Here is a 26142-nt window from a genome sequence, read left to right as displayed (position 1 = left end):
AGGCGAGGATCCGCGAAAAAAATTTCGGGGTCTCCCTCATTTTTCTTGCCGCGGACACGTGATTTCGATACCGTGATGCAAGTGGGCGACTGACCGTTTGGTCTCGTGTGTTGCGGGGTGGCTCGTTCAACAACAACACCTCCAACTACCGTTCGGCATACCGTAACAACAACCATCCGACCAACACGAATCACAACAATGGGGTTCGTGTCGCCAGCGCTCTTCAGCGACGTGTCGCTTTGAGGTGAGAATCCGTCGGTTTACGGATCGGCGGAGTGGAGGATTGTTCGACGCTCGCCGTCCAACAATTCGGCCTGGAAGAGCCCAGGTCAGCGTCCCGTGTCGAATCTGTGGATTCGGCCGAATGATTCCCGCAGCCGGTGGAGTCAGTAGGCCGCACGGTTCGAAACCCCCGCCGGCTGCATAGGGAACGGATGACTGAAGAGCTGGCCGTCATCACCCACAGCTACGATTTGCTCCTTTGGACACTCCGGCACGTGGAAAAGTTCCCGCGTCTCCATCGATATGGCGTCGGGAACCGCATCGAGACGAAGTTCTTCGAACTGTTGGATCTCTTGCTCGAAGCGAAGTACGCTCATGAGAAGGCGGAGTTGTTACGGCAGGCGGCGTTGCGGACTGAGCAAATTCGCATGCTGTTTCGGGTGTCCAAAGACTTGCAAATTCTCGCTCTGAACAGTCATGGACATGGCTGCGAGCGACTTGCAGAAATCGGTCGACAGATCGGTGCGTGGCGGAAACATCTGGATGACCGAGCATGAAACGTTGCGGATTTTTGTTTGAGACCCTGGTCTCGTGGCCCAACTTGCTGATGGCCGCTGCGCGAGCTCGACGCGGCAAACGTTTCCGTCCGAACGTCGCCGACTTCGAATTCAACGTGGAATATGAACTGCTGCGAATTCAGTCCGAGCTGACTCAAGGAACGTATGAACTCGGCCGATACCGCACATTCATCATTCACGAACCCAAGCGAAGACAGATCAGTGCCGCGCCTTATCGAGATCGTGTCGTCCATCATGCCGTCTGCAATGTGATTGAGCCACTGTTTGAACCGACGTTTGTCAGCGACAGCTATGCCTGCCGGCGTGGCAAGGGCACCCATGCCGCATTGAACCGGGCTACTCAGTTCACCCGCAAGTTCCGCTACGTGCTCCAGGGAGATATCCAGCAGTTCTTTCCCACGGTGGACCATGAGATTTTGCTCGATCGACTACGACGGAAACTCAAAGACCAACGAGTGCTTCGGATTGTCGAGCAAATTGTCCGCCACCATTTTCCCGCTCAACGTGCGCCATCCTGGTTTGCTGGCGACAATCTCTTTGTGCCCCTCGAACGTGTTTGTGGTCTGCCGATCGACAACCAAACCAGCCAGTTCTTCGGGAATGTGATGCTCAATCCGCTGGATCATTTTGCCAAAGAGAAATTGCGGCGTCGCGGCTATGTGCGATATGCCGATGATTTTTTGATCTTCGGTGACGACAAAGCCGAATTGCACGACGTTCGTCGGTCCGTCAGGTATTTCCTACAGACACTGCGATTACGGCTGCATGACGACAAAACCGTGATTTTCCCTGTAAAGAATGGCATTCCATTCCTCGGCTTTCGATTGTTTCCGACGCATCGCCAGTTGGGGCGACGAAATACTGTTCGCTTCCGACGGCGCTTGCTTCAGATGCAGCGTCAGTACGCCGCCGGCGAGATCTCCAGTGAAGACGTTCGGCAACGCATCGTCAGTTGGTGGGGACACGCACAGCATGCCGATGCGTGGCGGTACGCCGCGCGTCTGCTGGCAGGCTACCCGTTTGTACGTAGCGCGGGAGATTACATTCCTTCAACCTGACCTCAAGCGGAAGAATTGAGGTTTTCGCAATGACCCCTGGCGACACGAACCCCGTAGTTGCGAATCGCGTTGGCCGGATGGTTGTAGTCGCGGCATGCCGAACGGCAGCTATCGGAGTCGGAGCCGAAGTCGAACGAGCTACCCCGCACCACAGGGTCAAAAAAATGCGATCTTCGGCTTTCCTCAGGATCCTTATAATACCAACTGCTTGTCCACTCCCAAACGTTACCGTGCATATCCGACAGCAAGAATGCGTTCTCTTGGCGAGTGCCCACAGAATGAGTTCGGCTCTCGGAGTTCGTCTCGTACCAAGCATATTCCTTCAACTGGCTCTCGTCATCGCCAAAGCACCACTTCATAGGCGGTTCGTCCGTGCCAAGCTGGCCGCGACAAGCGTATTCCCACTCCTGCTCGCTCGGCAACCGGCCATGAAGCCACAGCGACACACACCATCCATCATACCAATTCAAATAAATCGCAGGACATGTCGCATCGGGACTGAAGTCTGCGTAATCCGAAAACCGCTCCGCATGACCAGGATCGAACAAGTCATAGATGGCATTCGTCACCGCACAACCGCTCATTCGAAAACCCACGTCGACGGTTGCTGTGTGCAGCGGCTCATTTTCACGTTCGCATTCCGCGTCCCCCATCCAGAACTCTCCAGCTGGAATCTTCACAAACCCCTCGCGGTCTCCTTCCGGCAAATCCCGGTCAAAACGGCACAGCACGCTATCAGCTGAGGATTCACGAACCAGCCGCGGAAACTCTCCCAAAAACTGCGATAAGACTTGCTGAGCTACCATGGGGGCACTCGCCGTCCAATCCATCTCAGTTGCGAAATCTCTGCCACGTTCAACCGCGTCGCGGATACGGAATTGCAGTTGCGTCGTCAACTCTTGGACGATCGGTTCTAAAGTGTTCTCGTCACGTAGTTCCTGAGCAACCCCCAATACCCCTCGCCAACTGCGGTACATCATCTCTGTCGATCGCACAACGGGCTCGTCGGCCGGTAATGGCACATACAACACCGACAGCGAGCGAATCCACACAGCATCGCTTCTGGCGTCTCGCGGCATCTCCGCTGCGAGACGCCAAAACTCGTACAGTTCGGGATGCGTGTGATGCGAATCAAGCTCGCCGCGAATATGCAAATGGGTCCGCAGCCATTCCCGGTCGGCATCCGATTGCGAATACCGTGTGACCCACAATGCCGCAAAAAAGTCCTGCAGCGTCCGGTTCCGCCAAGCCAAATGCCGTAATTCCGGTGTCAACGATTTGGAAGCCAGCACACCTGGATCGAGCAGCAAGTTGGTCGCGACCAGCCGGTCGAGATCCTGACGGAATTCGCGGTATCCGCCAGGGTAGTCCCGCCGTATGAGTTCGACGCCTTCTCGTCGATCCCAGATCTCCCCCAAAAATTCTTCCAAGCGAGCTCCATCGACCACCACCGGACTCTCATCGACCTCGGCCCATAATCCGCTCTGAACCGTTTCAAATGCCAACAACGAAAACAACTTCAGAGCGCAACTGACCGTCATGTCGACCGGTGGGTCGGCCAGACCTTCTTCCAACATACTCTCGACACATCGCCAATAGAGATCACTCGCGGTGCGAACGCCATTCAATTCGTCAACTGGAATGTTGCGGACAGCCTCCAGAGCCCTTGGGATCGCCAAGACATCAGCCTCCAATTGCTCAAGCCGGGCAAACCGTTCGGCTCCTAAGAATGCTCTCCGTTCCTCCTCGGTGAACGAATCGATTTGCACCAAGTCCCAAGGTCCCGTTTGCGCAAACAGGGTTTCCCAGTAGTCCTGTACCGAATATGGGCGACCGGAGACCACACACCGGACATCGGAGTAGTGGTTCAAGAACTTCGCTAGAATTTTGGCTCTTTCAAACGGCTGATCCGCAAGATTCGATTGATCCAACGCGTCGACCAACAGCGTCAGTTTCCCTTGACGGATCTTGCGACGCACCAGGTTTCGCAGGCCCTCGTAGACCGCTTGCCCCTCACACTCCTCGACTCCACACAGCGGTTGAATTTGATCGACGAGCCAAGACGGTGTTTTCTCGTTACCAAGATATTCATCGAACCGACATGGCAGCTCGTGGAATTCAACACGAACTGCCAAGTGACCGGCGTCCGCGGTTTGCCGGAGGTATTGGATCTGGTGCAGGGCTTTGGTCTTGCCCATCCCCGCATCTTCCACAACACACAACCGCCGAATGCTGCTATCGGATAGAAATTTCGAGCGGTCGTCGACCCGCTCCCAGCCAAGCTGTGAATCTTGCGACTCATCGAGTGGCTCTGCCAATGCGGCTTCATCGCCCTTTCGCAACAGGTGTCGAAACCGCTGATCGCGAAGCCATTGCTTGGTCTGTCTGGGTGACCAAGGAGCATTCAGACGAAACAATCGCTGCGTTGAAATAAACAGCGGTTGGGATTCCTGACACATTTGCGACTCAATCACGATGACGTCAACAGTTCGTGCTCAACAAGGACAAAGGTTGTTCATCTTGCCGTGCCGTCCGAAGAACCTCAACCAAGCCGCAGACGTCACGCATTCGGCCGAGAGATTTCCAGGATCACGTCCTGGTCTGGATGACCGAAACTGAATTTGCGACGCATGAACTCTTGCACCTCCTGGCTTGGCTGTCCGAGTCCACGGGCGAGCACGATCGACTGATGATCCTTCGGGTTGATTGCTCTGCCTGCATCGATGGCATTCAACATCGGCAACAGGCTATCGAGGAAGATTCCAAAATACGCATAACACTCTTCTCCATCGAGATTTGCACCTTGCAGACAGACGCACAAATACAGATTCTGCAAATGCAATCGCTCGGTATGGCCGAGTTCCAGACTATAGCTCATGATGACTTCCCGTCACGGTTGGGTTTCATTTATAGACGATTTTAATATTCGACTTCGGCATATCGGTGTTTCGGTGGTTGACCAGGTCGACGAGCTTTCGCATCAGTTCGTGGAGCGCTGCTTCCTGAGGTGCTGTGGCCACGGCATGTGCGGACCCGACCCTGATGTCCGTGATGGAACCGGCTGCGAAGGGGAAGTCGTTCTCGGCTTCGATGATTTTGAAATCCGGTTTCGGGTCTGGTTTCTTCCGCAGTCGCTCAGAAAAGTTGGAAGGTTTACTAGCGAACATGGGGCTGCTCCTGTGAGATCGTTGCTTTACTAGGGGATACTTCGTGATCTGCGAACAACGGATTTGCCCGATAGAGTCCCTGAAAGAGTTCGTCTTGCAAGTAGTCGAACCGTTGCCCCCGTTGTTCGCCTCGGCCATGGACTGACAGAATCTGCTCATCGCGGGCAAGCGACATCAGCTCCGAAGGCGAGTGGCTGAGGAATTCTCCCCATTGGTAGGCCATCGCTTGAGTGGCAATGCCGAAGGTCTGTAACACGGCCGAGTTGTTGATTAGTGTTCGCCAACCAGTTGGGAACGAGTCCTGAATCTGTTGCAGATCCTGCCAGAACGTCCACACATGCAATCCGTAGCCGCGACAAAGTGTGATTGCAGTTTCGAGTAGCGGAAAATGCTCCAAGCGGGCAGTCTCATCGATCAAGAACAATGTTGGCAACGCAGGTCGTTGTGTGCGGGCCATAATTGCCTTCAACAGCGTGCCGACCCACAACTTGATCAAGGCCCGATGGCTACGGAGTTTGTCCGGGGGAATTGTGATATAAATACTGAGAGGACGCCCAGAGATCACATCTTCGAGTGGAACCGTCGAGGGCTGAAACGCTTCGGCAGCCTGTTGGCTGGCAAAAGGTTTCAGGAACGAGATGGCGGTCGCTAATGCACCGCCCCGCGTCACGTCGGGCATCTGCAGCACGGCGGCGATCTCTTGTTTGGCGAGCGGATTCATATCTTTGCCCTGTGTGTCGAGCACGACCGCCAAATTGTAGATTGTGTCGTCGGCATGGAGCATGCGACGGAGTTCGTTCAACGTCCGCCGCTCGTGTGACTGGGTCGCGAGGTAGGTGATCAGCCCACCGATAAAGGCGGTCGCCGTTTCGTTCCAGAACGGGTCTTTGGAAATTGCTCCATTGACTGTCAGAGACGACGCCAGCCAGTAGCTGTCCGATTCGAGATCGGCTCCTGGTAGCGATAGCACATCGAACGGATTGAGTGCGTCGGTGTCACTGCCGGTGATCCGAAATGGATCGAGCCGCACGACGTGCTGGCCGAGCTGTCTTCGGCGTTCAGCCGTCACGTTGTAGAGTTCGCCCTTCGGATCGATCACGAACACCGGCCCGGCATACGTGAGCAAGTTCGGAATCAACACGCCGCGGCCTTTGCCCGCCCCCGTGGGAGCCACGGTCATTAAGTGACCATCGACATCCAATGCTTGAAGTGAGGCTTCACTCGAAGGCGATTGAGACGGTGCAAAGCCGAAGGCTGGGCGATTGACGGTTTGCCACCCCAGAATCGGGGAAGAATTTGTTCGTGGTTGCAGACTGCCGTTGCATGGCATGTAGTAGCTCCGATTAACTGCGGATTCGTCGAAGGGTGAAAGGAGTTGTCATCGACCAAGTGGCTTGGTGACTTGCTTTTCCCTCACAAAGGCAGTTGTCGGAGCAGATCTCGATGGATTTTCGATTCGTTCAGAAGTTAATCGTATTCTTCGTCGGAAATGAATTGAGCTTAGGGTGTGAGACGAACACAAGGATCCTCAATTCCGATTTTGTAGAACGGCGGTATTGGAATGCGACTTCGCTCGACGATGCTATAGTCGGGTTTTTCAGCAATTGCTTTCAACCATCGATTATTATTTGATGAGAAAGTGACTGAATGCATCGAAATTTTTGCGCGGATCCTCGCCTGCGGCGAGGATAGGATTGAGGGTTTAAGAACTCAGGTTTTCGCGAAGAGCCCTGGCGACACGAACCCCGAAGTAGTGACCCGAGTCGGACGGATGGACCCAGTTGAGGCGGAAGGCCGAACGGCAGAAGGAGGAGTAGTTGAGGAAGGAACCACCCCGCAACACACGAAACCGGCTGACAAAATTCGGTCTTCGGCCCTCCTCAGGATCCAGATGATGCCAACTACTTGTCCACTCAACCACGTTCCCGTGCATGTCGGACAGACCAATCCCATTCGCTCGAAGCCCACCTACGGCATGTGTCTTTCGTTCGGAGTTCGTCTCGTACCAAGCATATTCCGCTAACTGGCTTTCGTCATCGCCAAAGCACCACTTCGTAGGAGGCTCGTCAGTGCCAAGTTGCCCGCGACAAGCGTATTCCCACTCATGCTCGCTCGGCAATCGACCATGAAGCCACAGTGACACACACCATCCGTCGTACCAATTCAAATAAATTGCTGGACAATCCGGCTCAGGGCTATAGTCTTCGTAAGATGAAAACCGCTCCCCATGATGACCAGGATCGAACAATCGATAGATGGCATTCGTCACCGCGCAACCACTCATAAGAAATCCCAACGACACCGACGATTCGGTTTTGCCCATCCAAAACTCCCCGGCCGGAATCGCCATCAACCCCTCGCGGTCGCCTTCCGGCAAGTCCCGGTCAAAACGGCACAGCACGCTATCAGCTGAGGATTCACGAACCATCCGGGGAAACTCACTCAAAAACAGTGATAAGATTTGCTGAGCCACCATGAGGGCACTCGCCATCCAATCGATCTCCACCGGGAGGGCATCTCCAGAATCGACCACGTCGCGAATTTGGAATTGAAGGTCCGTCGTCACGTCTTGGACAACCGATTCAGACCCGTTTTCTTCCGACAATTCCCCGGCGATCTTCAGCAAACACCGCCAACTGCGGTAAACCATCTCTGTGGACCGCACAACGGGCTTGTCGGCCGGTGGCGGCAAATACAACACCGACAGTGAGCGAACCCAAACCGCATCGCTTCGCGCATCCGCTGGCATCTCCGCGGCCATACGCCAAAACTCATGCAGTTCGGGATGAGCATGATGATTGCTCCACTCGCCGCGAAGATGCAAATGAGTCCGCAACCACTCCCGATCGGCATCCGACTGCGAATACCGTGTGACCCACAATGCCGCAAAGAAATCCTGAAGCGTACGATTCCGCCAAACAATCTGCGTCAGTTCCGGAGCGTACGGATCGTCGCCTCCCGCCTCCAGCACCCCCGGATCAAGGTGCAAATTCAGCGCCACTAACCGGCCCAAATCGCGACAGAACTCGTCGAAGGGCCGTTGACAGTCTACATACTCGTTAAGCTCCGCATCCTTTCTGGCTTGCCAAACCTGGCGAACAAACTCACGGCACTCGACACCATCCAACGTCGTTGGTTGATTCTCGACACCGGCCAGCAAGCTCCGCCGCACGGTTTCAAAGGCCAGCAATGCAAACAGGCTCAAGGCTTGTTCGAATCCAATCCGAATCGATTGCTGCCGGAGACCTCTTTGCAGCATCCGATTGACACATCGCCAATAGAGATCACTCGCCGTGCGAACGACATTCAACTCGTCCTCTGGGATGTCGCGGACAGTTTCCAGAGCCCGCGGAATCGCCAATACATCGGCTTCCAATTGCTGGAGCTTGTTGGATCTTTCGTCGCCAAGAAACGTCTTCCGTTCCTCGTCCGTGAACGAGTCAATTTGTACCAAATCCCACGGACCGGTCTCTTTGAACAACTTCGGCCAGAACCGCTGAACCGCAAACTGACGCCCCGAGATCACACAGCGAACATCCGGATTCTTGGTGAGGAAGTCACGTAACGCCGTTACCATTTTTTCACGGGCCTCGGCGGAATTCGATTGATCGAGCGCATCGACGATCAGCGTCAGCTTTCCTTGGCGGATTTTGCGTTGAATCAACCGCTCCAGTCCTCGATCGACTGCGTCAGTCTCCGGCACCCCGGGGAGATACTTGTGAAGACGCTCGATCAAGCGTGGGCACGGGCCAGCTAGATAGTCACGTGCATTCTCCGGTAGTTCGTGGAACTCGAACCGTATTGCCAGAAGACCGGGGTCGTCCGCCTGTCGTAGATACTGAATCTGTTCCAACAATTTCGTCTTTCCCATGCCAGCATCTTCGACGACACACAACCGTTTGATACTGGGGTCCGTCAAGAACTCTTGGCGGTTTTCGACCTGAATCCAGCCGCGTTTTTCGGCGGACTGACCCTCATCGTCGTCCGCAGAGCGTTCAAGTCGTTTCTGGACTAACGCGTCGCTTGGCCAATCTTTCTGTTCGCCAGACCGCCATGGGAGGTTAAGACGAAACAGTCGTTGCTCGGCAATGAAAGGTGGATTCGACATCACGGGGAAACATTCTCTTGGTATCAGGAGCACACTTCGATTTGGTCGGGATGGCCGTTTGATTGTGCCATCTCGTAGCGTGCAACTCAACGGCGCTGAAAGTCGACAATTTCTTCGCGAACACGGGCCGGTGAACTGCCTTTGAAGTGTGTAGCCAGCTCAGTCGTATCACCCCCAGCGTTTTGAAGCGTCAAGCCTAAGGAGCCGCGATGCCCAAACAAAATCTGCGTTCTTTAGTTTATTCGCTCGAGTGTCATTTGCGGCAGATCGTACAGCACGTCGAAGTCGCCTGCCGAGTCCTCGACGACATTCGCGTCGAATTGGATATCACCGAACAGGCCACTGACGTCGCAGAGAACAACTCTGCGTCGCAATCGCCTGATGAGTCGTAAGGCGAATGCACGTCGCCAACAAAACGGGAAAGTTTCCAAAAATTCGCGAGTGTCCCCGCTAGAGCGCTGCCTTTATTAGACGTGAACGATCGATCGAGAACACCACCTGACTTTTTCAATCCCCTTGCCAAAGGAATGTTCAAAATGTTTCGCACAGGAATCACAACGAATGTCGAACTGACAAAGGCAGTCCAATTGACGTTGTTTGCAATGGCTGCATTCATCGGATTGCAACCCACCGTTTTTGGTCAAGTCGCCACCAAAACTTCTGTTCCGACCGATACGGTTGCGGCTCCGCCTTCGGTGATCGTTGATTTGGAAGACCGCTTGGACAAGTTCCGCGAAGCCGCCGGTAAGCAAGCCGTTCAAGCCTGGAACACAATCGGCGATCCCGATTCACTCGCGATTCAAGCCGCTCGCAAGGCCCACTCGCACTACGCTCGGCACCCTGATGACCCCAAGGCCCGAGCCGACTTCGAAGAGGCATTCGCTGCGGCCCTGAAGGATGTCGATCAAGACATCGAAGCGTTTCTGCAAACTCAAAAGGCAGTCGTGGCGACTTTCACAGAGCTGGAAAAGGACCTCCAAGGTCAGATTGCCGGAGAGAAACGTCAATATGGCAGACATAAGGAGCACGCCCAGGAGTATCGCCAGGAGTCCCGCGGTTTTCTTAAGCAATTGCACGAACTCAAAGCGCGATTTCCCGAGCTGGATCAACCAGCGACCCAGTTGCCGAGTGAAGTGCAATTCGCGGTAGTCAAACTCAATAACCAACGCCAGAACGCCGAACGTCAGCGACTGTTGGCGGAAAGCCGAGCCATTTCCGCGCTTGAGAATCAAGCCGATTTGGAAGCCACTCTGACCGCCGCCAAGCAAATGTGGGGCGAATTGGACACCCGCTTCTCGATCGCTACCGACGATCAAACGCTGATCGCCGACATTGCCGCTCACGGCGTCGATGCCATGCGTCGCCACCGGGTTCGCGGCCAGCGGAACCAATTAACCGCTGATCGAGACCGATTGAAACCGCTTGGTGGTGAGGCGATTTGGTCAGCCACCTTTGGGGAGATCGAACAGCGAATCGCCACGTTCCGAAAACGTGGTGAGGTCCGGCCAGCCGGCAACGTCGAAACCAACCGGAAGGCAACCGACATCCTCAGCCACTTGCCACCCCTAGACGACGAGAATTTGGCGGGCGAGATGACCGCTGAACCCGTAGAAGCAACTCCCTAAAGCCTTTCGCGATGTAGCCAAGTTTCCAATTCGTTTCACTGATTCTACAAGGACAACCAACGATGTCGAAATCTCCTTCGATTGCCAAGGTCCTCGGCGTGAGTTCCGTATTCGTGGCCGCGGCATTGGCCAGCCTCTTCACGTTCAGCTCACTCGGTTGCGGTGGGTCATCGAGCGATGCCATGCCGCCGATTCCATACAGCACGGATATTCCTGAACCCGAAGCCGAGAAAACGCTGTCCCCGGTTTCCGAGCCAGATGTCGGCGTCGACGATTTGGAACGCGAAACGACTCCCATCGCCACAACGCCGGAACCCGATGTCAACCTGTCGCCGGAGTATTACCTCTTCGAAACCTTGCTCCAGCAATACGAAAACGACCGGATTCCCGAGGCCGGTTCCCCGACCGAAACCGACTGAGCCGTATGACCTCGGCCTGCTGATCAGTGTGAAATCCTGTCACCCTTTCCTCGACCGAAAATGAGACCCTTTCAACTAGGAGTGTTCCCATGAAAAACTTGATCGCCATCGCTTTACTTTTTGCCTCCACTGCGAGCATCGGCGTCGCCGCTGAGCCTGAATCCACGACCACGACCGAAACGAGTTCATCGGTCGCCGCTCAGTACGAAGCCGCCGCCGAGCACTATCGGCAGATCATTGAAGGCTCGCTTGATCCCGAACGTCAGGAGCGGGCCGAACGCGATCGGCAAGCACTGCAAGAGTTGATCAAGCGGTTGTTGGACGAATATCCGCTCCCCAAACCACCAGCGGTACCCACAGATGCCGAGCCATTGCTGCCGGACAAGGTCGAACCTCAGAAACTCGAAGATCCGGTGATCGCTCAACCACTCACAGAACCGGACAGCACGGCAAATCCCAGTGAGCAAGCTGCTCAGACAACAGAGTCGGAGCATGTGGTTCCGTTGACTACGACTAGCGACGCACCTTCAATCCATCGACCACCAGCGATCGCCGAGAAACCACGTGCCGTCGAACCAGTTGCCTCCGAATCACAACCAGTGATCAACACGGCGTGGGAGCGGTTTCCGCCACCGCCCCCCATGGCGACGCCGAGTCCGGAAGTCATCCGAGTATTTCGAGCCCGAAACCTGGCTCCTCTTGAAAATCCGCGTTTGAAACCGGCCTTGAGGGGTCTGGCGGACGATTTGGACCGCTTGCAAAAGGAAGTGGAAGGTCTCATCGAGTCGCTGAGTTCGTCATCCACAGTTCACCGCTGAGTTGCCAATCCTAGGGCGGCCAACTCGGCCGCCCGTGCTAAGACTTCCTTTCAACTTCCCACTCGCGAGGTGTGAACTGCAATGACTGTGACTTCAAACGCATCCCTAATCGACACGACCGTGTGGCTGGTCTTCGTCTATTTGGGCTACCGAGTGTTGACCATCGTCTTAGCCACCCGTCGTCGACGATGCCAACTACACGCTGCCATCCGGAGCTGGAAAGATTTGCTGGGTTTGGACTTGCCCGTAATGTTTGCCCGGATGCAGCAGAAACTCTTAACAACCCGGGAGTCGAATCCGTCACCGTCCTTCGAATCACCGGGCACAAGAGTCGCTTCCACCGAATCGCTGAGTCCCTATTCCGAGTGCGGTGAGGATAACGTCTTCAGCTTGGCCGAACGCATGCTCGATCACGAACTCAATGGGCGAAGCGGATTGGCGGAGCAGGAACGGCGGATCTATCTGAACCGCTTGCGGTTCCGCGTCCATGAAGAAGCCTTTTGGGAAACCACGGTCCAGAGAATGGGGCTGTTGGGTACCGTCATTGGCGCGGCGGAAGCATTTGCCGTCGATGGCGGAATCGACGCTCGCATGGGCGCGTTGGCATTTGCGTTGGGGACGACCGCGGTTGGTTTGGTGATGGCTCTGATCGTCCATTCCGCGCGAGCCAAGGTGTTTGCACCCGCATATGCCGAACTGACCGATACGGTCGAGGAATGTGGGCTGTGGATCGCGAACGCGGCGGCGAAGCTCCAGACGATCGGAGAGTCCCATCAAACCGCTCAACACAGTACCAAAGATGTAGAGTCCGCCGATGCCCCACCAACCAAGTCGAAGCCAAGCCGTCGCAGGAAAAAACAATCGGCATCCCGGAAACAAACCGCGAAAACAACGTCGATCGAACTGGCACGAACGAATTTGCAGCCGGAGCAGAACGGCCGATGCCCCGATTGCCTGTCGTCAACGCTCGTCCAACTGAAAGCGAACCATCTGGGAGAGTCCGATGTCAACGCGTGAACCCTCCACCCACGACGACACGCTCGCACCATTGCTGGATGTCGTCTTTATCCTGCTGATTGCATTGACGCTGCTGATCCAAGACGAAGTGATCCGGGTTGCCGTCAGCCGAGTCGACAACAAGCCGGCGGAAGCTCAATCTGCCGAGGATTATTCGGATTGTCCTGTCGTCGAAATTGACGCCGCTGGTTTGATCCGATTCCAAGATGACGTCGTGGATCGTGACCAATTGGTGGAACATCTTGAGACGGTGTTTGCCGACGACGCTACCCGGGGAATCGTGCTGCAGTGTGATCCGGATGTCCGGCACGAGTGCCCCGTGAAACTGATGGAGCGTCTGAAACGCGAACAAATCGCCGTAGTCGAACTCGTCGAAGTTGCAGAATCCGATTCCACTCTTTCACAAGGGAATCCCTAATGGACCAGTTTTCCAAGAATTCGGAGATCAACCGTACTCGAATTTCGCTTGCCGCGTCTAATCGCGAAGATCGAGCACTTGTCGATGCAGTGAGTCGTTGGCAGGCTCGAGGTGTGTTCGCATTCATGCTCGTTTTGTTGGTCCTTTGCTGGCAAGCATTCAGCACGCTGGGACCGACTCCGCACACCGAATTACCGGCCGACGATCGGGTTGTTTCCGAACAGAAAACTGATCTCGCTGCCGACAACGGGGACGCTGAGACCCCGCCGACGATCCAGTACCGTTCGCGGGCAGTGGTGGGGGTACCGACTTCGCCGACGGAAGACGCTCCGACACCGAAGCCAGCGGCGGTCGAAGTGGACACTTCACTGCAAATTGCCGAATCAGCAACCGATCCGCCCGTTTCAATCAATGAACCGATCGCCGAACCACAGGTCATTGAAGAGGAAATCCTTTCCGATGAATCCAGTCCTGATGGCGGATTGGCGAATCAGGACTCCGAAGACGATGAAACTTGGCCGATCGGTGCGATCACCGAGACCGATGGCGTGACCGCCGCCCCATTTTGCTTAGAGACACTGGGAGAATACGAAGAACTCGCCGCAAACCATCGCGGATTGATTCTGGGCTTCGACGGCGAGCGTTTTGTGCAAATTGGTCGCTCGCTCAATCCGCGATATGCCCGCTGGGAGGAAATCAAACGCGATGATCTCCAGGGCTACGCAGCGCGTATGGCCCCCCTTCCCCGCACGCCGTCGACCCGGGCACTGCTCGATCGTCTGCATCAGCAATTCCCAGCGTCTGCCAACCGGCCATTCCAATTGCTGTTGGCTCTGCCAGTGGCCTACGACCAGGAGATCCTCCGAGCGCAGCGACAATACCTGTCCCAGACGGGCACTCAACCAACTGGGCGAGTCGTCACCGTGGTTCGGTTTATGCAGACGGATCCTGTCGACGGCATGTCGGCATTCCGAGTTCTGCGTGTGCGAGAGCAACAACAATGAACCAGTCAGCGCAAGTAATCGCGTCGAAACCGCCATTAATCCTATCGAACCACACTCAAAACTTTTCGTGTTTTGCTTCTTTGACTCAATTCGACAGGGAAAACAGTCGGACCCACTGCCTTTATTCTTTAGGAACCACCTCCTGATTTTCTTGGAGCTGTAGGCCAGAAAACAACCTGCCTCAACATGGAGAAGAAAACATGTCTCAGCCCACGACCCAACCCATCTCGACATCCGCTCGACCCGTTCGCCTCATTTCGGGATCGATGGTCATGTTGCTGCTGATCGCGTTCATGGCGATGCGTTCGCGGCCCGATGCGGAGAGTTTCCAGCGTCACATGGTTCGGCACTCCGGACAAGCAACTGGCAAGTCCTTCGCGAACGCGATTGGTCGTTCAATGACTGTGGCTGCGATGTCAACAATCGACCACGAATACATCGACTACGGCTTTTTCAGTGTGGTCCGTTTTCCCGAACAACAGGCGACATTTATCGGGATCGCCGGAGCTTGGTTCCGACTTGGACTGGGTGGAGCCAACCACACAACACCCGAATCCGATGAGCGGGACCATCAACTTCCGATGACGCAGTCCCATACCCACTCGTCGCAACCACACTCAGTCGATGTTAGTTCATAGATCTGAACAACCGTTTAGTGGTCCGGAACGTCTCGCCCACCTAACCTTTGCAACCTCATTCACGAGGAGAGTCACATGCTAACCCTCACCCCAACAGCCGCTTCGAGTCGGCAGCCGGAACCGCAATTGCGGCCCAGCCAGGTTGCGGTCCACGAACCTGAGGTCACATCGCGACCGGAAGCGAGTTCCCTCGAACTCAGTCACGACATCAGTCGGATCGAACATGAGGAGCGAGCGGCCATCGACCGACGGCGACAAGAGCAACTGGCCCGACTACGGCGAATCGCAGATTTGGACTGACGAGTTGCTCGGTCGCACAATGTGACTGAATCCGACGGGCCGCGGAGTGTTTCGCGGCCCGTTTTTTGATCGAACACTACGAACAGGCATCATCGAAAGCTCATCATGACAACCGTTGCTCACGCAGCTCTTCGCGAAATTGTGCTGGCCCGACCTGCATGGGAGCGGGCGTTGCGCGACATGTTGACTCGTCCCGACCGATTCGCGGTGGGCCGATGTCGGCGAAACCCGCATGACGAGACCCTCGAACTCCTTGTGGAGACACTGGAAATCGTCGACGAATTGCCGACTGGCAAAGAACGTCCCCCGCTCGCGGATTGGGTGGTGTTGGCCGTGCCTGACGCAACTCGGAGCTCACAGGCGGCCGCGTGGATCAAACATCTCTGGCCACGTCCGAGCCAATTGCTCGCGATCCTCCTGGTCGGCTTCGGTCCCCAGCGAAGCCATTGGGACGGCATCGTGACCCAAGATGGCCAGTCTTATCCACTTGACGCACTCCGGGTGATCGGTCCCGGCATGCTTCAGGCTCGACGCGAGGTGACTGATGTGGTCGAGCCATTCGAATCAACCGACGATCGCTGGAGTCGCACCCGTGGAGCGTTGGGTGCCGACGTCTGGCATAAAGCCGCTGAGAGTCGTGTGATGCTCTTCGGAGCCGGTCGCAACGGATCGGCCATTGCCTTTCAGTTGGTCGCCTTGGGAGTCCGGTCCCTCACGATTGTCGATCCGGATCATGTCGGACCCGAAAACTTGGATGCTTCTTACACAATACTCGAAGCGGATGTCGGGCGTCCCAAGGCAATGGCCTTGCAGGAACGGTTGCTGGCTTTTCGGTCGGATTGTGCGATCACGGCGATTCCTCATTCGGTCACTCACGGCCAGGTTGTCGAACAGGCTCGCAACGTCGATTTGATTGTCAGTTGTGTCGACAACGATACGCCACGGTTGGCTGCTGCCATGTTGGCCCATCGGTTCCTGAAGGTGCATCTCGATGTGGGCACTGCCGTAATGACAGACGAATCGGCCCCCGATCGCCGCACACTGACAGGCGATGTTCGGTTGCTGCTGCCGCAACAAGGGTGTGTCTGTTGTGTGGGTGGTTTGAGCCGAGAAGTGGACGCTCGCTACGAACTCATGACACCCCCGGGCGCTCTTCCGAGGCGAGCGAAACCCGTTTGGCACGAGGAACGAGCAGGGTCTCTGATTACAATCAATGCGCTCGCGGTTTCGACCGGCCTCCAGCTTTGGCTCGATTTGCTCGCCGGCACCGTTCGCAACTCCCAATGGCACCGATTGCAGTGGCAAAATGGCTTCGGCCTCGAAGTCAACGCGGCGGCGGTCGCGGCACTCCGGGAATGCGAGGTTTGCCAAGTTCAAACATGATTTCACGTGACGAACACACGTTGTCCCAATTGCCTCCAAAATATTCTGTACCCACAAACTCCAAGGAGGCAATAGTTTACGGCAAAATCTCAACAATCTTGATATTTTCCTCTGCGCTCAGCCCCGGTGAACTGCCCCAAAGAATCAGTTAAAAAACGCATTGTTGGAACAGTTCTTCGAATTTTTTTAGAGGAATCGTTACAAATGCCGCATCAATAACTATACGACGATCGAGAACCACTTCATGTCTGGCCACTTTGTGGTCGCCGTTGCGAGACCTGTTGGACGTCCAACCAGTGCATAATGCCAAAAACGATCGAAAACGCGAACGTTTGGAAGTGATGGACCGCTAAGGGACAGTCCCTTGGTCGTCTAGACAAGTGTTAGATCTAGTGCGCTTGCCAATGACATTTGTAAGTGGCTCTCATGATCGCTGCACTAGACTTCTTCTGGCGCAGGCAAGGATAGCGACGATTCCGTATTCTTGTCTGTGGCGTACTAATCCAACAAACATTTCAGAAAGAGAGTCCTTTGGATTAGGAGCGATGCTCTGCTTGAGAGGTAGAAGCAGTCATTGGGAAATAGGAATCGGATCCAGCAAAGTCTGTATTGTAGGCGATTTGTGGGTCTGGGAGGACAGTCGCTTAAAACGACGAGCCCGCTGCCTTGCTGCTAAATCCCACAACAATCTTAACGCTGCAATGTCCCGTCTAAGTTGCATTCGGCGGGACTCCGGTGACAACCAGCAGGGACGTGTGTGAACACGGTCGATCTGTGGGTCGGTATTCACGGATGCGGTGTCAAACGGCCTCTCAGAAAATGCTTCGTGCAGACCCCAGTCCAGAAAGTAGGGAGACCTTCGGTCAATCTCCTGCGGGGTCATGTGTAATTCGGCAGAACTATTCCAATGTTTCATAGACCACTCAACTGACGATCGAATCACTTCCAAGAATATGGCGAATTCATCGATGTGCCCCAAATATTTTGCAGCATTGCAATCGGTTAAGGCCAACCGGTGAAACAGCTCGCAAGTGGACCCTTGACCAGTTTGTAAGCATTCTTCAATAGTCTCCCTGAAGGATTCGAGCCAATCGGTGTCATGTCCGCTTTTCCCCCAGCAATCATTGAAAAACGCACGACGAATCTGAACAGCTCTTCGCCAGACGTCTGGCAAAATGCGTCGGGCATAAAGACATTTCTGTTTTAGAATCTTTCGAATATTCTGTTGATGATCGGACAACTTCCAATCCGACGTACTCCAATCTAGTACCTTATTCAGCCAGCCTGTATCGCCATCGGGGTTATAGTAACGTCTCCCTCCATGATAGACATTTCCAACAGACTCAATAAATTTCTTGAACCGATCTGCAATGTTTTTTGACCATGCAAACTCGCTACGTAATTGATATGGCTGGGAATAATCAATCCACGGATGTTGATCGACCCAATTGCCGGGATGCAGCAAATACACTGCAGAGCGTTGCTCTCTTAACTCCAAAATCCCGCTGACTGCAAGAAATGCATCAAATGCAGCCTCTGTGAAGCGTGCGTAAGCGTCGTCCAGATTCGAGCCCCCAGATTCATTCGATGTTTCGAACAAGAGCATGCGGTGACGTTGCCCAACCTCCCAATCCGACTGAAAAACAAAAAGCTGAGTCAACAGGATAGCAAAGAGTTCTTCACGGAACTCCTTCTTTCGAGCATCAAGACCGCTTAAATGTTGCTCATATAAGCTGGGTAGGTCGAGATCGAGCAAGTCAAACGTGGCCTCATGATTGTAACAATGATTCTCAAGATTCTGGTGCCGCACATTCTCCTGATCACGATCCAAGTCCGTTTCTAGTAAGCCTTCGAAACGATCCCACTCCCGAAGCAAGAGATGTCCAGTCTCGTGCAGATACTGCGTAAATTCTCCGGGGCTGAATATATGAGCAACTGAAAATGTTAGGATGGCAAGTGTCGAGCGATCACTTGGATAGCGAAACATTTGACGGACTTCCGACCGCTGGTTTAATGACAGCCTGGCAACGACACCGAATTTTCGATCGGTCGGAAAGTGGGTTTGCCCCTCGCTGCGACTGTTTCCGAAATCGTGCTCAATTGCCCAACGCAAAAGACCGACACCGACCTTCATCGGCAAAGTTGCTCCTAACGCAAGTTGGACTAGACCTCCGCGAAGATCGACCGACCACTCAGCGAACTCTAGGGACGACTCTTGGTAAATTCGGTGGTCAAGAGCGTTTTGCATTGCATCGACGTAATCGACAATCCCCTCAATCAGACGTTGATCGAATAGGGCAATTTGACGCGATGCAAATTCTCTCGGATCTAATTTAAAATCGTTACCTTGTCCGCTTCGTAGAGTGTCGAGTAGAGACTTTGCCATCGCCGGCAAGTCGATTGTCAACTTCGAATGCAATGCGAGCATCGCATCATATAGATCGAGTACGTGGTCAAACAGTAGAGCATCTTGCAATGCTTGATGAAAGTTCTTAAATAGTTGTAGCACAGAACGTTGAACACGAATCGGTAACCGCGAATCATGTAATGCCTGCTCCAATGTTCGATAGCATAAAGGGGGGGCATTACGGAAATGAGGAGGAGAATTGTCATTTGGCGATGAGGGTGGCCCAAAGACTCGATCTACCAGACGGACAAGTGCAGTGTTAATCGAATGATGATTCTCGAATTGAGTTTTCGGAAACGTCCAGCCTTGCGCATCGATCCGTGGCACCGGGACTACAAGATGACTTGAAATATCGAGCAGTCCAGTTTCCTCAGCAAAGGCGTCAGAGTCCATCGAATGATTTTCGAATTGCTTCGGACAAGTAATTCCAAAAAGAACTTGAAGTTCGAAGGATCGGCCTAAGAACTGACGGGTTGCCAACAAAGATAGTTTCTGATCAACCCCCCAAGCATACGAATAGTCATAGTCGTAACGCCCAACGAGATATCGTAGCACATCCCGCCAATTCAGCTTTGTGATGGGAATATTACTGGATGGAGTCGACAGGAAATCTATTAATGTATCTTGTATGCCTGCTAAATGGCCGCCGCTCACGTTGCTGCGTGAGTAAACTTCAACTTTTCCAGAAATCGGTATTGTGCGAGAAGGTTCGTCCAACAGAGCTTCCTGGTCGATTGATTCTGTAACCGTCATAACAGAATAAACTTGGGAGATCAGATGGTTACCGGTGAGCAAGCTATCTTGTGTCGTGTCCCTGAGCAGATCGCGAACAACCCTGTGCGTATCCGTTTGTTGTTCGAATTCCTTCAGATGTTGTCCACCAATTTCATTGTCATATAGATCTCCGAACGTAAGATCTTGAAAGGCTACCGACAACGACGCCGCAATAGAGTAGTTCCGACAGCCAATCACAACGGCAATCTCTTCTGGTCCTTGCATTTCGAGAAAAGCGACAGATAGATTAAGTATACTTTCTCGGTCAATCTCTAATTTCTGAAGTAGTCTTCGCGTATGCCGAGCTCTGCCAAGCCATCCGCGCGAATTTATCGACTCCAGCAAGCGGGCTTGCACACGTACAACTTGGCGAGCGAGTGCGCGGAATATCGCGCGTCTTCTTAGAAGTCCGGGTGCTAGCGTTGCTATTCCGTTGAGCCGCAATCGACTGAATGCAACCAACGGTGTTTCGCGATGGAAGGGATTCTCTCGGTGTGATGCTGACTCGCTCGGCCTTCGGAGAATATCTTCGATGTCGATAAATGGCGATCGTCTGATTAATTCATCTCGGTCGACACTAGCTAAATTTGGAAAAAACTGCTTGCTAACCGACTCCTGAAGCCAATTATCCAGTTTGTGGTCTTCCCATTCAGCCCTGTTTGGACCGCATATTTTCTTACCGTAAACACCAAAGGATTCGAGTTCTGGAAGGAAACCTAGGCTGATTTGATTGATGGGTAGTTCGCGATCCGACGTCAGACGGAAGAAGAGATCATAGTCGTCGGCAACTAGCAACTTAACATAATCTGTGTAGCCAAACGCATTGAAGCACGCAACTCGATAGAGAAAGTCTTCTAAATGGGCGCTATTTGGTTGAGCCTGCCGAATTTGTCTGCCAAGTTTTTCGCGATACTCGTCAATTCGCTTGTCAAATGACTGGCCGATTTTCTCTGTCCTGGGTGTATTGCTAAGCGTGCGCGTCGTCCGAGTATTTACCTCGTCTTTAACAAAACAGAGGATGGCGAGAAGGTTCCGATAACGGAACCCATATTGTGATTCGTTTGTAATCGAAGACAATTTGTCGTGGCCTGTAAATTGAGAGGGGATCATCCAGCGCCGTTGGAATACGAGCAAAGAGTGTGTACGAAATTTAGCTTCGGACACAGAAGTCCAACTTCAATTGGCGTCAGATTCAATTCATAAGATGTTTGCGGCTTTCTGCTAAGCCTTCAGAAAAGTAGACTTAATCTAGCCAAGATTTCCCAAAGAAACCTCGTACATCGTCACGTCCATCGTTGCGATTGTGAGGGCGACGACGTCTGAAGCTGGTTCGGCGTTCTGGTTCAGCAAGCCAATGAAACGCCTCCACGTTAGATTCGCAATCCTCAGATAGATGCGAAATTTCACCGGTCAGCTTGATCCATCGAGCTCGAAAGGCGGGATCGTGAGTCTCGGTTTGGCGTAACAACTCTCTGAGCTCAAGAGGTGTAGGGGTGAAGTAGCCTGGCAGATTAGTCGCCCGTTTTCCTTCCACATTCCAGCCAAGAAGTGCAGAACGGGCGGTGCTTGGTACGTGCACCATCACGACGTACAGAGTTGATCCAATTACGTGGAACCAATTCTCCCAGGAAGAACACAATCCATTACCAACAGCCGCTCCCATTGCAGACTGTTCACAGCGTGTAAGCTCTACAGGCTGACCAGTGGTGCCCCGAATCCACGCAAATGCCGGACTCGTTCGACCTCGAGAGGGGTCTTTAGATGACACCTCAAAGTATAATCCAGCATGAAGTTGTTGAGTCGTGTTACCGTCTGAATCTGGCCAGTAAGCAGTGTCTTCTCGTGCAAGAACCTCCGTAGCATCCACATCTTCTGAGGATTTGCCAACTGATTGTAGAAACTGTGGTCTCAGCCAGAGAATCGGGAGATAGAATGGCACACAGTTTTCCCCCGTCTGGTCCAACTTGACTAAAGTTTCTTTCACGTCAACCATACACGGATCCTGGCGACGAACGCTATTTGATCGTCCAGCGATCGGCTTGGTCGCGTCGGGAACAGTCATGGGGGTTAATCCTGGTTATTTGGGAGGTCAATGAATTCTGTGGCAATCCAATTGCGAAAAACATGCCGCGGTATTTGCCCGGGAATCAGAAGCAGCTGTTGCTTAATGCTGTCTGACGACCTGGAAGACGTTCGTGAAAAATGCTCGATAACACACTCTGCAACATCTGACCATGAATCATCCAGATCATGCAAAGGATTTTGGTGCCTCGTAGATCCGTCAAGAGTCTGGATCGAAAGACCGCTCGGGAAGAATTCGTCGAGGTTGCTGCTTTCCGCATGCGGATCAACGCATACAAAATTGGTCAAGTTGAATGTTTCATCGGCACTGACGATACCGAGCGCACCGACTATCAGCACCAGATGCCCCTGTGAGTCAAGGCCATTGACAGGTGCCAAGAAAAGGCCAACCGGACGATAATGACGAAGCTCCTCAAGTAGTCGAGATTCGGAGGGTGGGCCTCCTGCCAAATAGTGCCACCAGGATTCAACCCGTAAGGGAACAAGAAGATGCTCTAGATATTCGTGCGGGATCATGTCTGTCACGAACGTCTGACTACAGGGTTTTCCCCAATGCCGCTCAAAAATTCCCTTACGGATAGCCCAGTTGAGCAGATCCGCCTTCAGTCTGAGATACTTATCGACGCTCTCTTCGAGACGGTGCACTTCAGGGTAAGCCAGAATCGTCCCGAGCATCATTCGGGCAACGGCCGTCTGACAATCACCAGTTCCCTCTTGTGCAATGATTGGAGTGTTGAGCAGCAGTTTGTGAGTAGGAATGAGACGCGTAGTGGTTCTTGAAGGGTTACCGTCCCCAGAGGAATAGAGTCCGGAACCTGGCATTCGTCGAAAACCTTTCGTTGAATTGACCGAGAGTCCAAAAGTGAGAAATTATCTGCAATCTAGGCAACATGCAACTGTTACGAGGCAAAAACCTCCCAGAAGCGATGCGTCTGTGTGGCGTGATGCACAGGGTTGGTCATTGAATGAAGATGCCGAGTTTGGGGAGGAGGCGGTGGGTTTGCCAGGCGTGTTCTCGGAGCATGGCTGCCATGTTTGTTCTTCCCCAAGCGTGCATCATGTTGATGACGGCATTGCTGATGCGGCTGAAGGCGTCGGCAGCAGTGCCGGTGCGGATGCGGCAGCGATCTTCGTCGAGCGTCACGTCTCGCACTCAGAAGGTGCGGTTTTCGATCGCCCAGCGGCCACGCAGCCAACGCAGCAGGTCTGCGGTGTTCGCACGCCTGCGGTCGACGCTGGTGATGGCGTAGCTCACCGTGCGGTGCGTTTAACCGCCACGCAGCGTGATCCGTTCCAGACGCAGCACCTGGGCGGCTCCTGGCCAGGAGAGATGCTCGCTGGTGCGGGTGGCCGTGCTCAAGCAGCGAGTTTCCACGCGGCCTCGGCTTTTGCCGCAGGTTTGAGCGGTTCGCAGATCAGCCTGCCAGAGCCGTTTTTGGTAGGGGGGAAAAGCCTTCCGGCTCGCAGAAGGCTTGCTCGCATTCCCGCCGCAGAGCCAGCTGGTTGTCCTTGATGATCACCAGATAGCCGCCAGGCTCCAGCCGGTCTCCCATCCACGAGCTGATCCTCACCGCATCCACTCCTCAAGACTTTGCACCCACGCCGGAAGGACGCCATCGCATCGAAATCTCGCATGATATGCTATGGCGTATGCTTTTTGCGTCGTTTCGTTTACTTACAGACCTCTTCCGCCCACAACCAAGACGAACAGAGGGCTCAAGAATGGTGGCTGGCCGACTTGGCGGAGCGTTTGAGGTTGAGCGTGCACACCTTGCATAGTTGGCGACGACGCGGCTGGATCGCAGCCCGACAGCCGACTGGGCGTCGAGGACCCTGGATCGCCTGGGCCGATGACGACGAATTGACTCGCTTACACCGCTACAATTCGCGGGCGACCAAGCGGTTCTCCGGTTCCACCGCATGGTACTGCCGGGCGGCTCGTTCCGCCTCGTAGCGGCTGCGTTCGAGCCGTTGCTGCCAATGCCGTGTCAGCTGAGCCCGCTGTTGCTCGAGTTCCGCGACCGCCGTCAGACTGGCCGCCAGAGCGGCCGGCTGCATGGCCTCGATCAGTTGCTCGCCGACCCAGGCATCGACTGTTTCCGCGGCCAAGCTCTGGCACAGCGGGAGACCCTAGTCGCTCTGTTGCCAACTGCAGATGTATCTCGGTCGTCGACCGCGGCCAGCATAATACACGTACATCCGCCGCCCGCAACGACCGCACCACATCAGTCCGGCCAACAAGGCGGTGCCGTTGCGGACGCCCCCCGGACTTTCGGCCCGGGCTCGATTGGCGGCCAGCCGGGCCGTTGTTCACACCTTGGTTGGTTTCGAATCGTTCCCAGGAAATGTAAGCTTGGAAGCGGTCCTTCAACAACACCATGCAGTTTTCCATCGCACCGCTCAGCCGTCCGCTGCTGCGTCCTCCGGGTTGCTGCCGCCGTGGGTCGACCGGGCGATGACCATAGCGGTAAGCCCCGGCATAGATCGGGTTGTGCAGCAGTTGCCGGATCGTCTCTCGACACGGCTGCTACCAATCCAGCGTTCCCTGCTCTTGGCCGGGCGGCACGCGAATGGGTAAACGAATCTGATGCTCGTGGAGAGATCGTAAAACACCATGAATCGTGCCCTGTCGGTCGAACTCGGCGAAGAGCAATCGCACGATATCCTGCACCTGTTCATCCGGGTCCAGCGTGACTTGACCACCCGAGCGTTTCAAATACCCCATCGGCACACCGACCACGAGCTCGCCGCGGCGGGCCTTGTTCAGTTTACCTTGGTACATTCGCTCCTTGAGCACGTGCAATTCGGCTTCGTTCATCATGCCCGTCAGTGCCAACAGCAGACGATCGTGATAGTCCGTCGGATCATAGATGCCTTCCGCATCGGCCAGCAAAGTGCGGTATCGAGCGCACAGCTCCAACTGGCGATGCCAGTCCTTGCAACTGCGAGCCAGGCGACTCATCTCCAGTCCCAGGATCAAGCCGACATGATCCAAAGCGACTTCGGCCAACAGCCGCTGAAAACCCAAACGGCCTTCGATCGATTGGCCGCTTTTGCCCAGGTCGTCGTCGATGACGAGCACCCGAGTGGTCGGCCAGCCGAGTTGGACGGCTCGTTCCTTCAGGGCATATTGGCGGGCCGTCGATTCCTGATGATCGGTGACTTGCTGCGACGTCGATTGGCGGACATAGACGATCGCCTGGCGTTCCCAATGACTCGATTGCAGCTTGGCTGCCGAAGGCGAGCCGTGAAGTAACATGGTTGGGGAGTCAGTTATGGCTGCTCTCCCTATTTTTCGGTGGATTCCAAGGCCAAAGAGTTCTAAGGCCATCTCTTTCGCCAAGGCCGCGTTCGCTGCAGCAGAGCCTTCGAAGCGTTCGATCATGATTTTCCGAGTTGGGCCGAGGGCGTGATCATTCCGCACGGCATCTATGACATCGTTCGCAATCGCGGCCATTTGAACATCGGCCTGTCGCGAGACACCACCCAGCTTGCCTGCGACAGTTTGCAGTGGTATTGGAGCCGGATCGGTCAGCAGTGTTATCCTCACGCTAGTTCGATCTTGCTGTTGATGGACGGCGGTGGTAGCAACTCGGCGAACAAGTATCTCTTCAAGCACGATCTGCAAGATGTGGCCAACGCGATTGGCCTTCCGATTCGAGTCGCTCACTATCCAAGCTATTGTTCCAAGTACAATCCGATTGAACGCCGCTTCTTTCCACACCTCACGCGGGCTTGCACCGGGATGCTATTTGACGTACTAGCAACGGCTGTCAACCTGATGCGAAAGGCTTCGACCTCCACCGGCTTGCGAACAACGGTCTATGTGATCAATCGGCTCTACGAACGTGGTCGCAAAGCCACACAGGCGATGAAAGACGTCATCCGTTTAGATGGAACGACACACTCAAACCAGACAGTAACTAAACGACCGGTACTAAGTAAACGCGTTATTCGTGAACCAGACTCGTCACTCCGTAAGTACCACAAAATCGTTTGAGAACACGACGAAACCCAAAACCAGACAGGACGGCTCAATGTTTCTAGGTCTCAGCTCTGAATTATGGGGCATTCGTTGAGCGCGGCGACATCGCCGGAGAGCAATCCTTGCCGTATGGGCCGCA

General features: G+C 54.3%; 24 protein-coding genes and 2 pseudogenes. 15 read left to right on the top strand and 11 right to left on the bottom strand.

Annotated elements, in window-relative coordinates:
* The first annotated feature begins 107 nt into the window (after nt 1–107).
* The 3 genes from AC5DDB_RS12245 (at nt 108) to AC5DDB_RS12235 (ending at nt 1858) form a co-directional block, all read left to right on the top strand.
* Entirely contained in the window at nt 108–248 is a 141-nt protein-coding gene (locus tag AC5DDB_RS12245) for an SUMF1/EgtB/PvdO family nonheme iron enzyme (protein ID WP_491740019.1), read from the top strand.
* 186 nt (nt 249–434) lie between these two features.
* On the top strand, nt 435–779 hold the full coding sequence (gene avd / locus AC5DDB_RS12240; protein WP_491740018.1) for a diversity-generating retroelement protein Avd: 345 nt from the start codon (nt 435–437) through the stop codon (nt 777–779).
* Nucleotides 776–1858, top strand: a complete 1083-nt coding sequence (locus AC5DDB_RS12235) for a reverse transcriptase domain-containing protein (protein WP_491740017.1) — start codon at nt 776–778, stop codon at nt 1856–1858. The genes avd and AC5DDB_RS12235 overlap by 4 nt, the downstream gene beginning before the upstream one ends.
* Nucleotides 1859–1860: 2 nt before the next feature.
* Here the strand turns inward: AC5DDB_RS12235 and AC5DDB_RS12230 are convergent, their stop codons facing one another.
* The 5 genes from AC5DDB_RS12230 to AC5DDB_RS12210 all read right to left on the bottom strand — a co-directional run bounded on the left by AC5DDB_RS12230 (nt 1861) and on the right by AC5DDB_RS12210 (nt 9133).
* Entirely contained in the window at nt 1861–4317 is a 2457-nt protein-coding gene (locus AC5DDB_RS12230; RefSeq protein WP_491740016.1) for an SUMF1/EgtB/PvdO family nonheme iron enzyme, read from the bottom strand.
* Nucleotides 4318–4418: 101 nt separating this feature from the next.
* Nucleotides 4419–4736: a hypothetical protein gene (locus AC5DDB_RS12225; RefSeq protein WP_491740015.1), complete on the bottom strand. Its 318-nt coding sequence runs from the start codon at nt 4734–4736 to the stop codon at nt 4419–4421.
* Nucleotides 4737–4761: 25 nt separating this feature from the next.
* Complete coding sequence (locus tag AC5DDB_RS12220; protein WP_491740014.1) at nt 4762–5025, bottom strand: hypothetical protein; 264 nt, start codon at nt 5023–5025, stop codon at nt 4762–4764.
* Complete coding sequence (locus AC5DDB_RS12215) at nt 5015–6355, bottom strand: type IV secretory system conjugative DNA transfer family protein (protein ID WP_491740013.1); 1341 nt, start codon at nt 6353–6355, stop codon at nt 5015–5017. Before AC5DDB_RS12215 ends, AC5DDB_RS12220 begins: the two co-directional genes overlap by 11 nt.
* A gap of 372 nt (nt 6356–6727) precedes the next feature.
* Nucleotides 6728–9133, bottom strand: coding sequence for an SUMF1/EgtB/PvdO family nonheme iron enzyme (locus AC5DDB_RS12210; protein WP_491740012.1), 2406 nt, complete (start codon nt 9131–9133; stop codon nt 6728–6730).
* A gap of 209 nt (nt 9134–9342) precedes the next feature.
* Here AC5DDB_RS12210 and AC5DDB_RS12205 point away from each other — a divergent pair, with 209 nt between their 5' ends.
* The 10 genes from AC5DDB_RS12205 to AC5DDB_RS12160 all read left to right on the top strand — a co-directional run bounded on the left by AC5DDB_RS12205 (nt 9343) and on the right by AC5DDB_RS12160 (nt 16755).
* Nucleotides 9343–9525 (top strand): hypothetical protein, encoded by a 183-nt coding sequence (locus AC5DDB_RS12205; protein ID WP_491740011.1) that lies wholly within the window; start codon nt 9343–9345, stop codon nt 9523–9525.
* A 144-nt stretch (nt 9526–9669) separates the two neighbouring features.
* Nucleotides 9670–10758 (top strand): hypothetical protein, encoded by a 1089-nt coding sequence (locus tag AC5DDB_RS12200; RefSeq protein ID WP_491740010.1) that lies wholly within the window; start codon nt 9670–9672, stop codon nt 10756–10758.
* Between the two features lie 62 nt (nt 10759–10820).
* Nucleotides 10821–11177, top strand: coding sequence for a hypothetical protein (locus AC5DDB_RS12195; RefSeq protein ID WP_491740009.1), 357 nt, complete (start codon nt 10821–10823; stop codon nt 11175–11177).
* Nucleotides 11178–11266: 89 nt separating this feature from the next.
* Nucleotides 11267–11995 (top strand): hypothetical protein, encoded by a 729-nt coding sequence (locus AC5DDB_RS12190; protein WP_491740008.1) that lies wholly within the window; start codon nt 11267–11269, stop codon nt 11993–11995.
* Nucleotides 11996–12076: 81 nt separating this feature from the next.
* Entirely contained in the window at nt 12077–13012 is a 936-nt protein-coding gene (locus AC5DDB_RS12185) for a MotA/TolQ/ExbB proton channel family protein (protein ID WP_491740007.1), read from the top strand.
* The gene (locus tag AC5DDB_RS12180; RefSeq protein WP_491740006.1) at nt 12999–13430 is read left to right on the top strand and encodes an ExbD/TolR family protein; all 432 of its coding nucleotides are present in this window, start codon (nt 12999–13001) and stop codon (nt 13428–13430) included. Before AC5DDB_RS12185 ends, AC5DDB_RS12180 begins: the two co-directional genes overlap by 14 nt.
* Nucleotides 13430–14434, top strand: a complete 1005-nt coding sequence (locus AC5DDB_RS12175) for a hypothetical protein (RefSeq protein WP_491740005.1) — start codon at nt 13430–13432, stop codon at nt 14432–14434. Before AC5DDB_RS12180 ends, AC5DDB_RS12175 begins: the two co-directional genes overlap by 1 nt.
* 200 nt (nt 14435–14634) lie before the next feature.
* Nucleotides 14635–15072 carry a hypothetical protein gene (locus AC5DDB_RS12170; protein WP_491740004.1) on the top strand — a complete coding sequence of 146 codons (438 nt, stop codon included), beginning with the start codon at nt 14635–14637 and terminating at the stop codon, nt 15070–15072.
* A gap of 75 nt (nt 15073–15147) precedes the next feature.
* Nucleotides 15148–15372 (top strand): hypothetical protein, encoded by a 225-nt coding sequence (locus AC5DDB_RS12165; protein ID WP_491740003.1) that lies wholly within the window; start codon nt 15148–15150, stop codon nt 15370–15372.
* Between the two features lie 105 nt (nt 15373–15477).
* A complete protein-coding gene (locus tag AC5DDB_RS12160; RefSeq protein ID WP_491740002.1) occupies nt 15478–16755 on the top strand; it encodes a HesA/MoeB/ThiF family protein in 1278 nt (425 codons plus the stop codon).
* Nucleotides 16756–17326: 571 nt separating this feature from the next.
* On the opposite strand, the gene AC5DDB_RS12155 is transcribed toward AC5DDB_RS12160, so the two are convergent.
* On the bottom strand, nt 17327–21100 hold the full coding sequence (locus AC5DDB_RS12155) for a hypothetical protein (protein WP_491740001.1): 3774 nt from the start codon (nt 21098–21100) through the stop codon (nt 17327–17329).
* A gap of 903 nt (nt 21101–22003) precedes the next feature.
* On the bottom strand, nt 22004–22840 hold the full coding sequence (locus AC5DDB_RS12150; RefSeq protein ID WP_491740000.1) for a hypothetical protein: 837 nt from the start codon (nt 22838–22840) through the stop codon (nt 22004–22006).
* Between the two features lie 112 nt (nt 22841–22952).
* Between AC5DDB_RS12150 and AC5DDB_RS12145 the strand changes: the two genes are divergently transcribed.
* Entirely contained in the window at nt 22953–23531 is a 579-nt protein-coding gene (locus AC5DDB_RS12145; RefSeq protein WP_491739999.1) for a hypothetical protein, read from the top strand.
* Nucleotides 23532–23896: 365 nt separating this feature from the next.
* Here AC5DDB_RS12145 and AC5DDB_RS12140 read toward each other — a convergent pair whose 3' ends face one another.
* The 4 genes and pseudogenes from AC5DDB_RS12140 to AC5DDB_RS12125 all read right to left on the bottom strand — a co-directional run bounded on the left by AC5DDB_RS12140 (nt 23897) and on the right by AC5DDB_RS12125 (nt 25277).
* Nucleotides 23897–24127 (bottom strand): hypothetical protein, encoded by a 231-nt coding sequence (locus tag AC5DDB_RS12140; protein ID WP_491739998.1) that lies wholly within the window; start codon nt 24125–24127, stop codon nt 23897–23899.
* Nucleotides 24128–24148: 21 nt separating this feature from the next.
* Nucleotides 24149–24256: a recombinase zinc ribbon domain-containing protein gene (locus AC5DDB_RS12135; protein ID WP_491739997.1), complete on the bottom strand. Its 108-nt coding sequence runs from the start codon at nt 24254–24256 to the stop codon at nt 24149–24151.
* Nucleotides 24257–24344: 88 nt separating this feature from the next.
* Nucleotides 24345–24527: pseudogene (locus AC5DDB_RS12130) on the bottom strand (hypothetical protein); the annotation flags it as partial.
* A gap of 18 nt (nt 24528–24545) precedes the next feature.
* Nucleotides 24546–25277 carry a recombinase family protein gene (locus AC5DDB_RS12125; RefSeq protein WP_491739996.1) on the bottom strand — a complete coding sequence of 244 codons (732 nt, stop codon included), beginning with the start codon at nt 25275–25277 and terminating at the stop codon, nt 24546–24548.
* A gap of 78 nt (nt 25278–25355) precedes the next feature.
* Between AC5DDB_RS12125 and AC5DDB_RS12120 the strand changes: the two are divergent.
* A pseudogene (locus AC5DDB_RS12120) lies at nt 25356–26018 on the top strand (ISAzo13 family transposase); the annotation flags it as partial.
* Nucleotides 26019–26142: the final 124 nt, after the last annotated feature.

The sequence above is a fragment of the Thalassoroseus sp. genome (genome assembly GCF_984380535.1).
The sequence above is the reverse complement of the archived record's forward strand: the minus strand, read 5'-3'. Positions and strand labels throughout refer to the sequence as shown.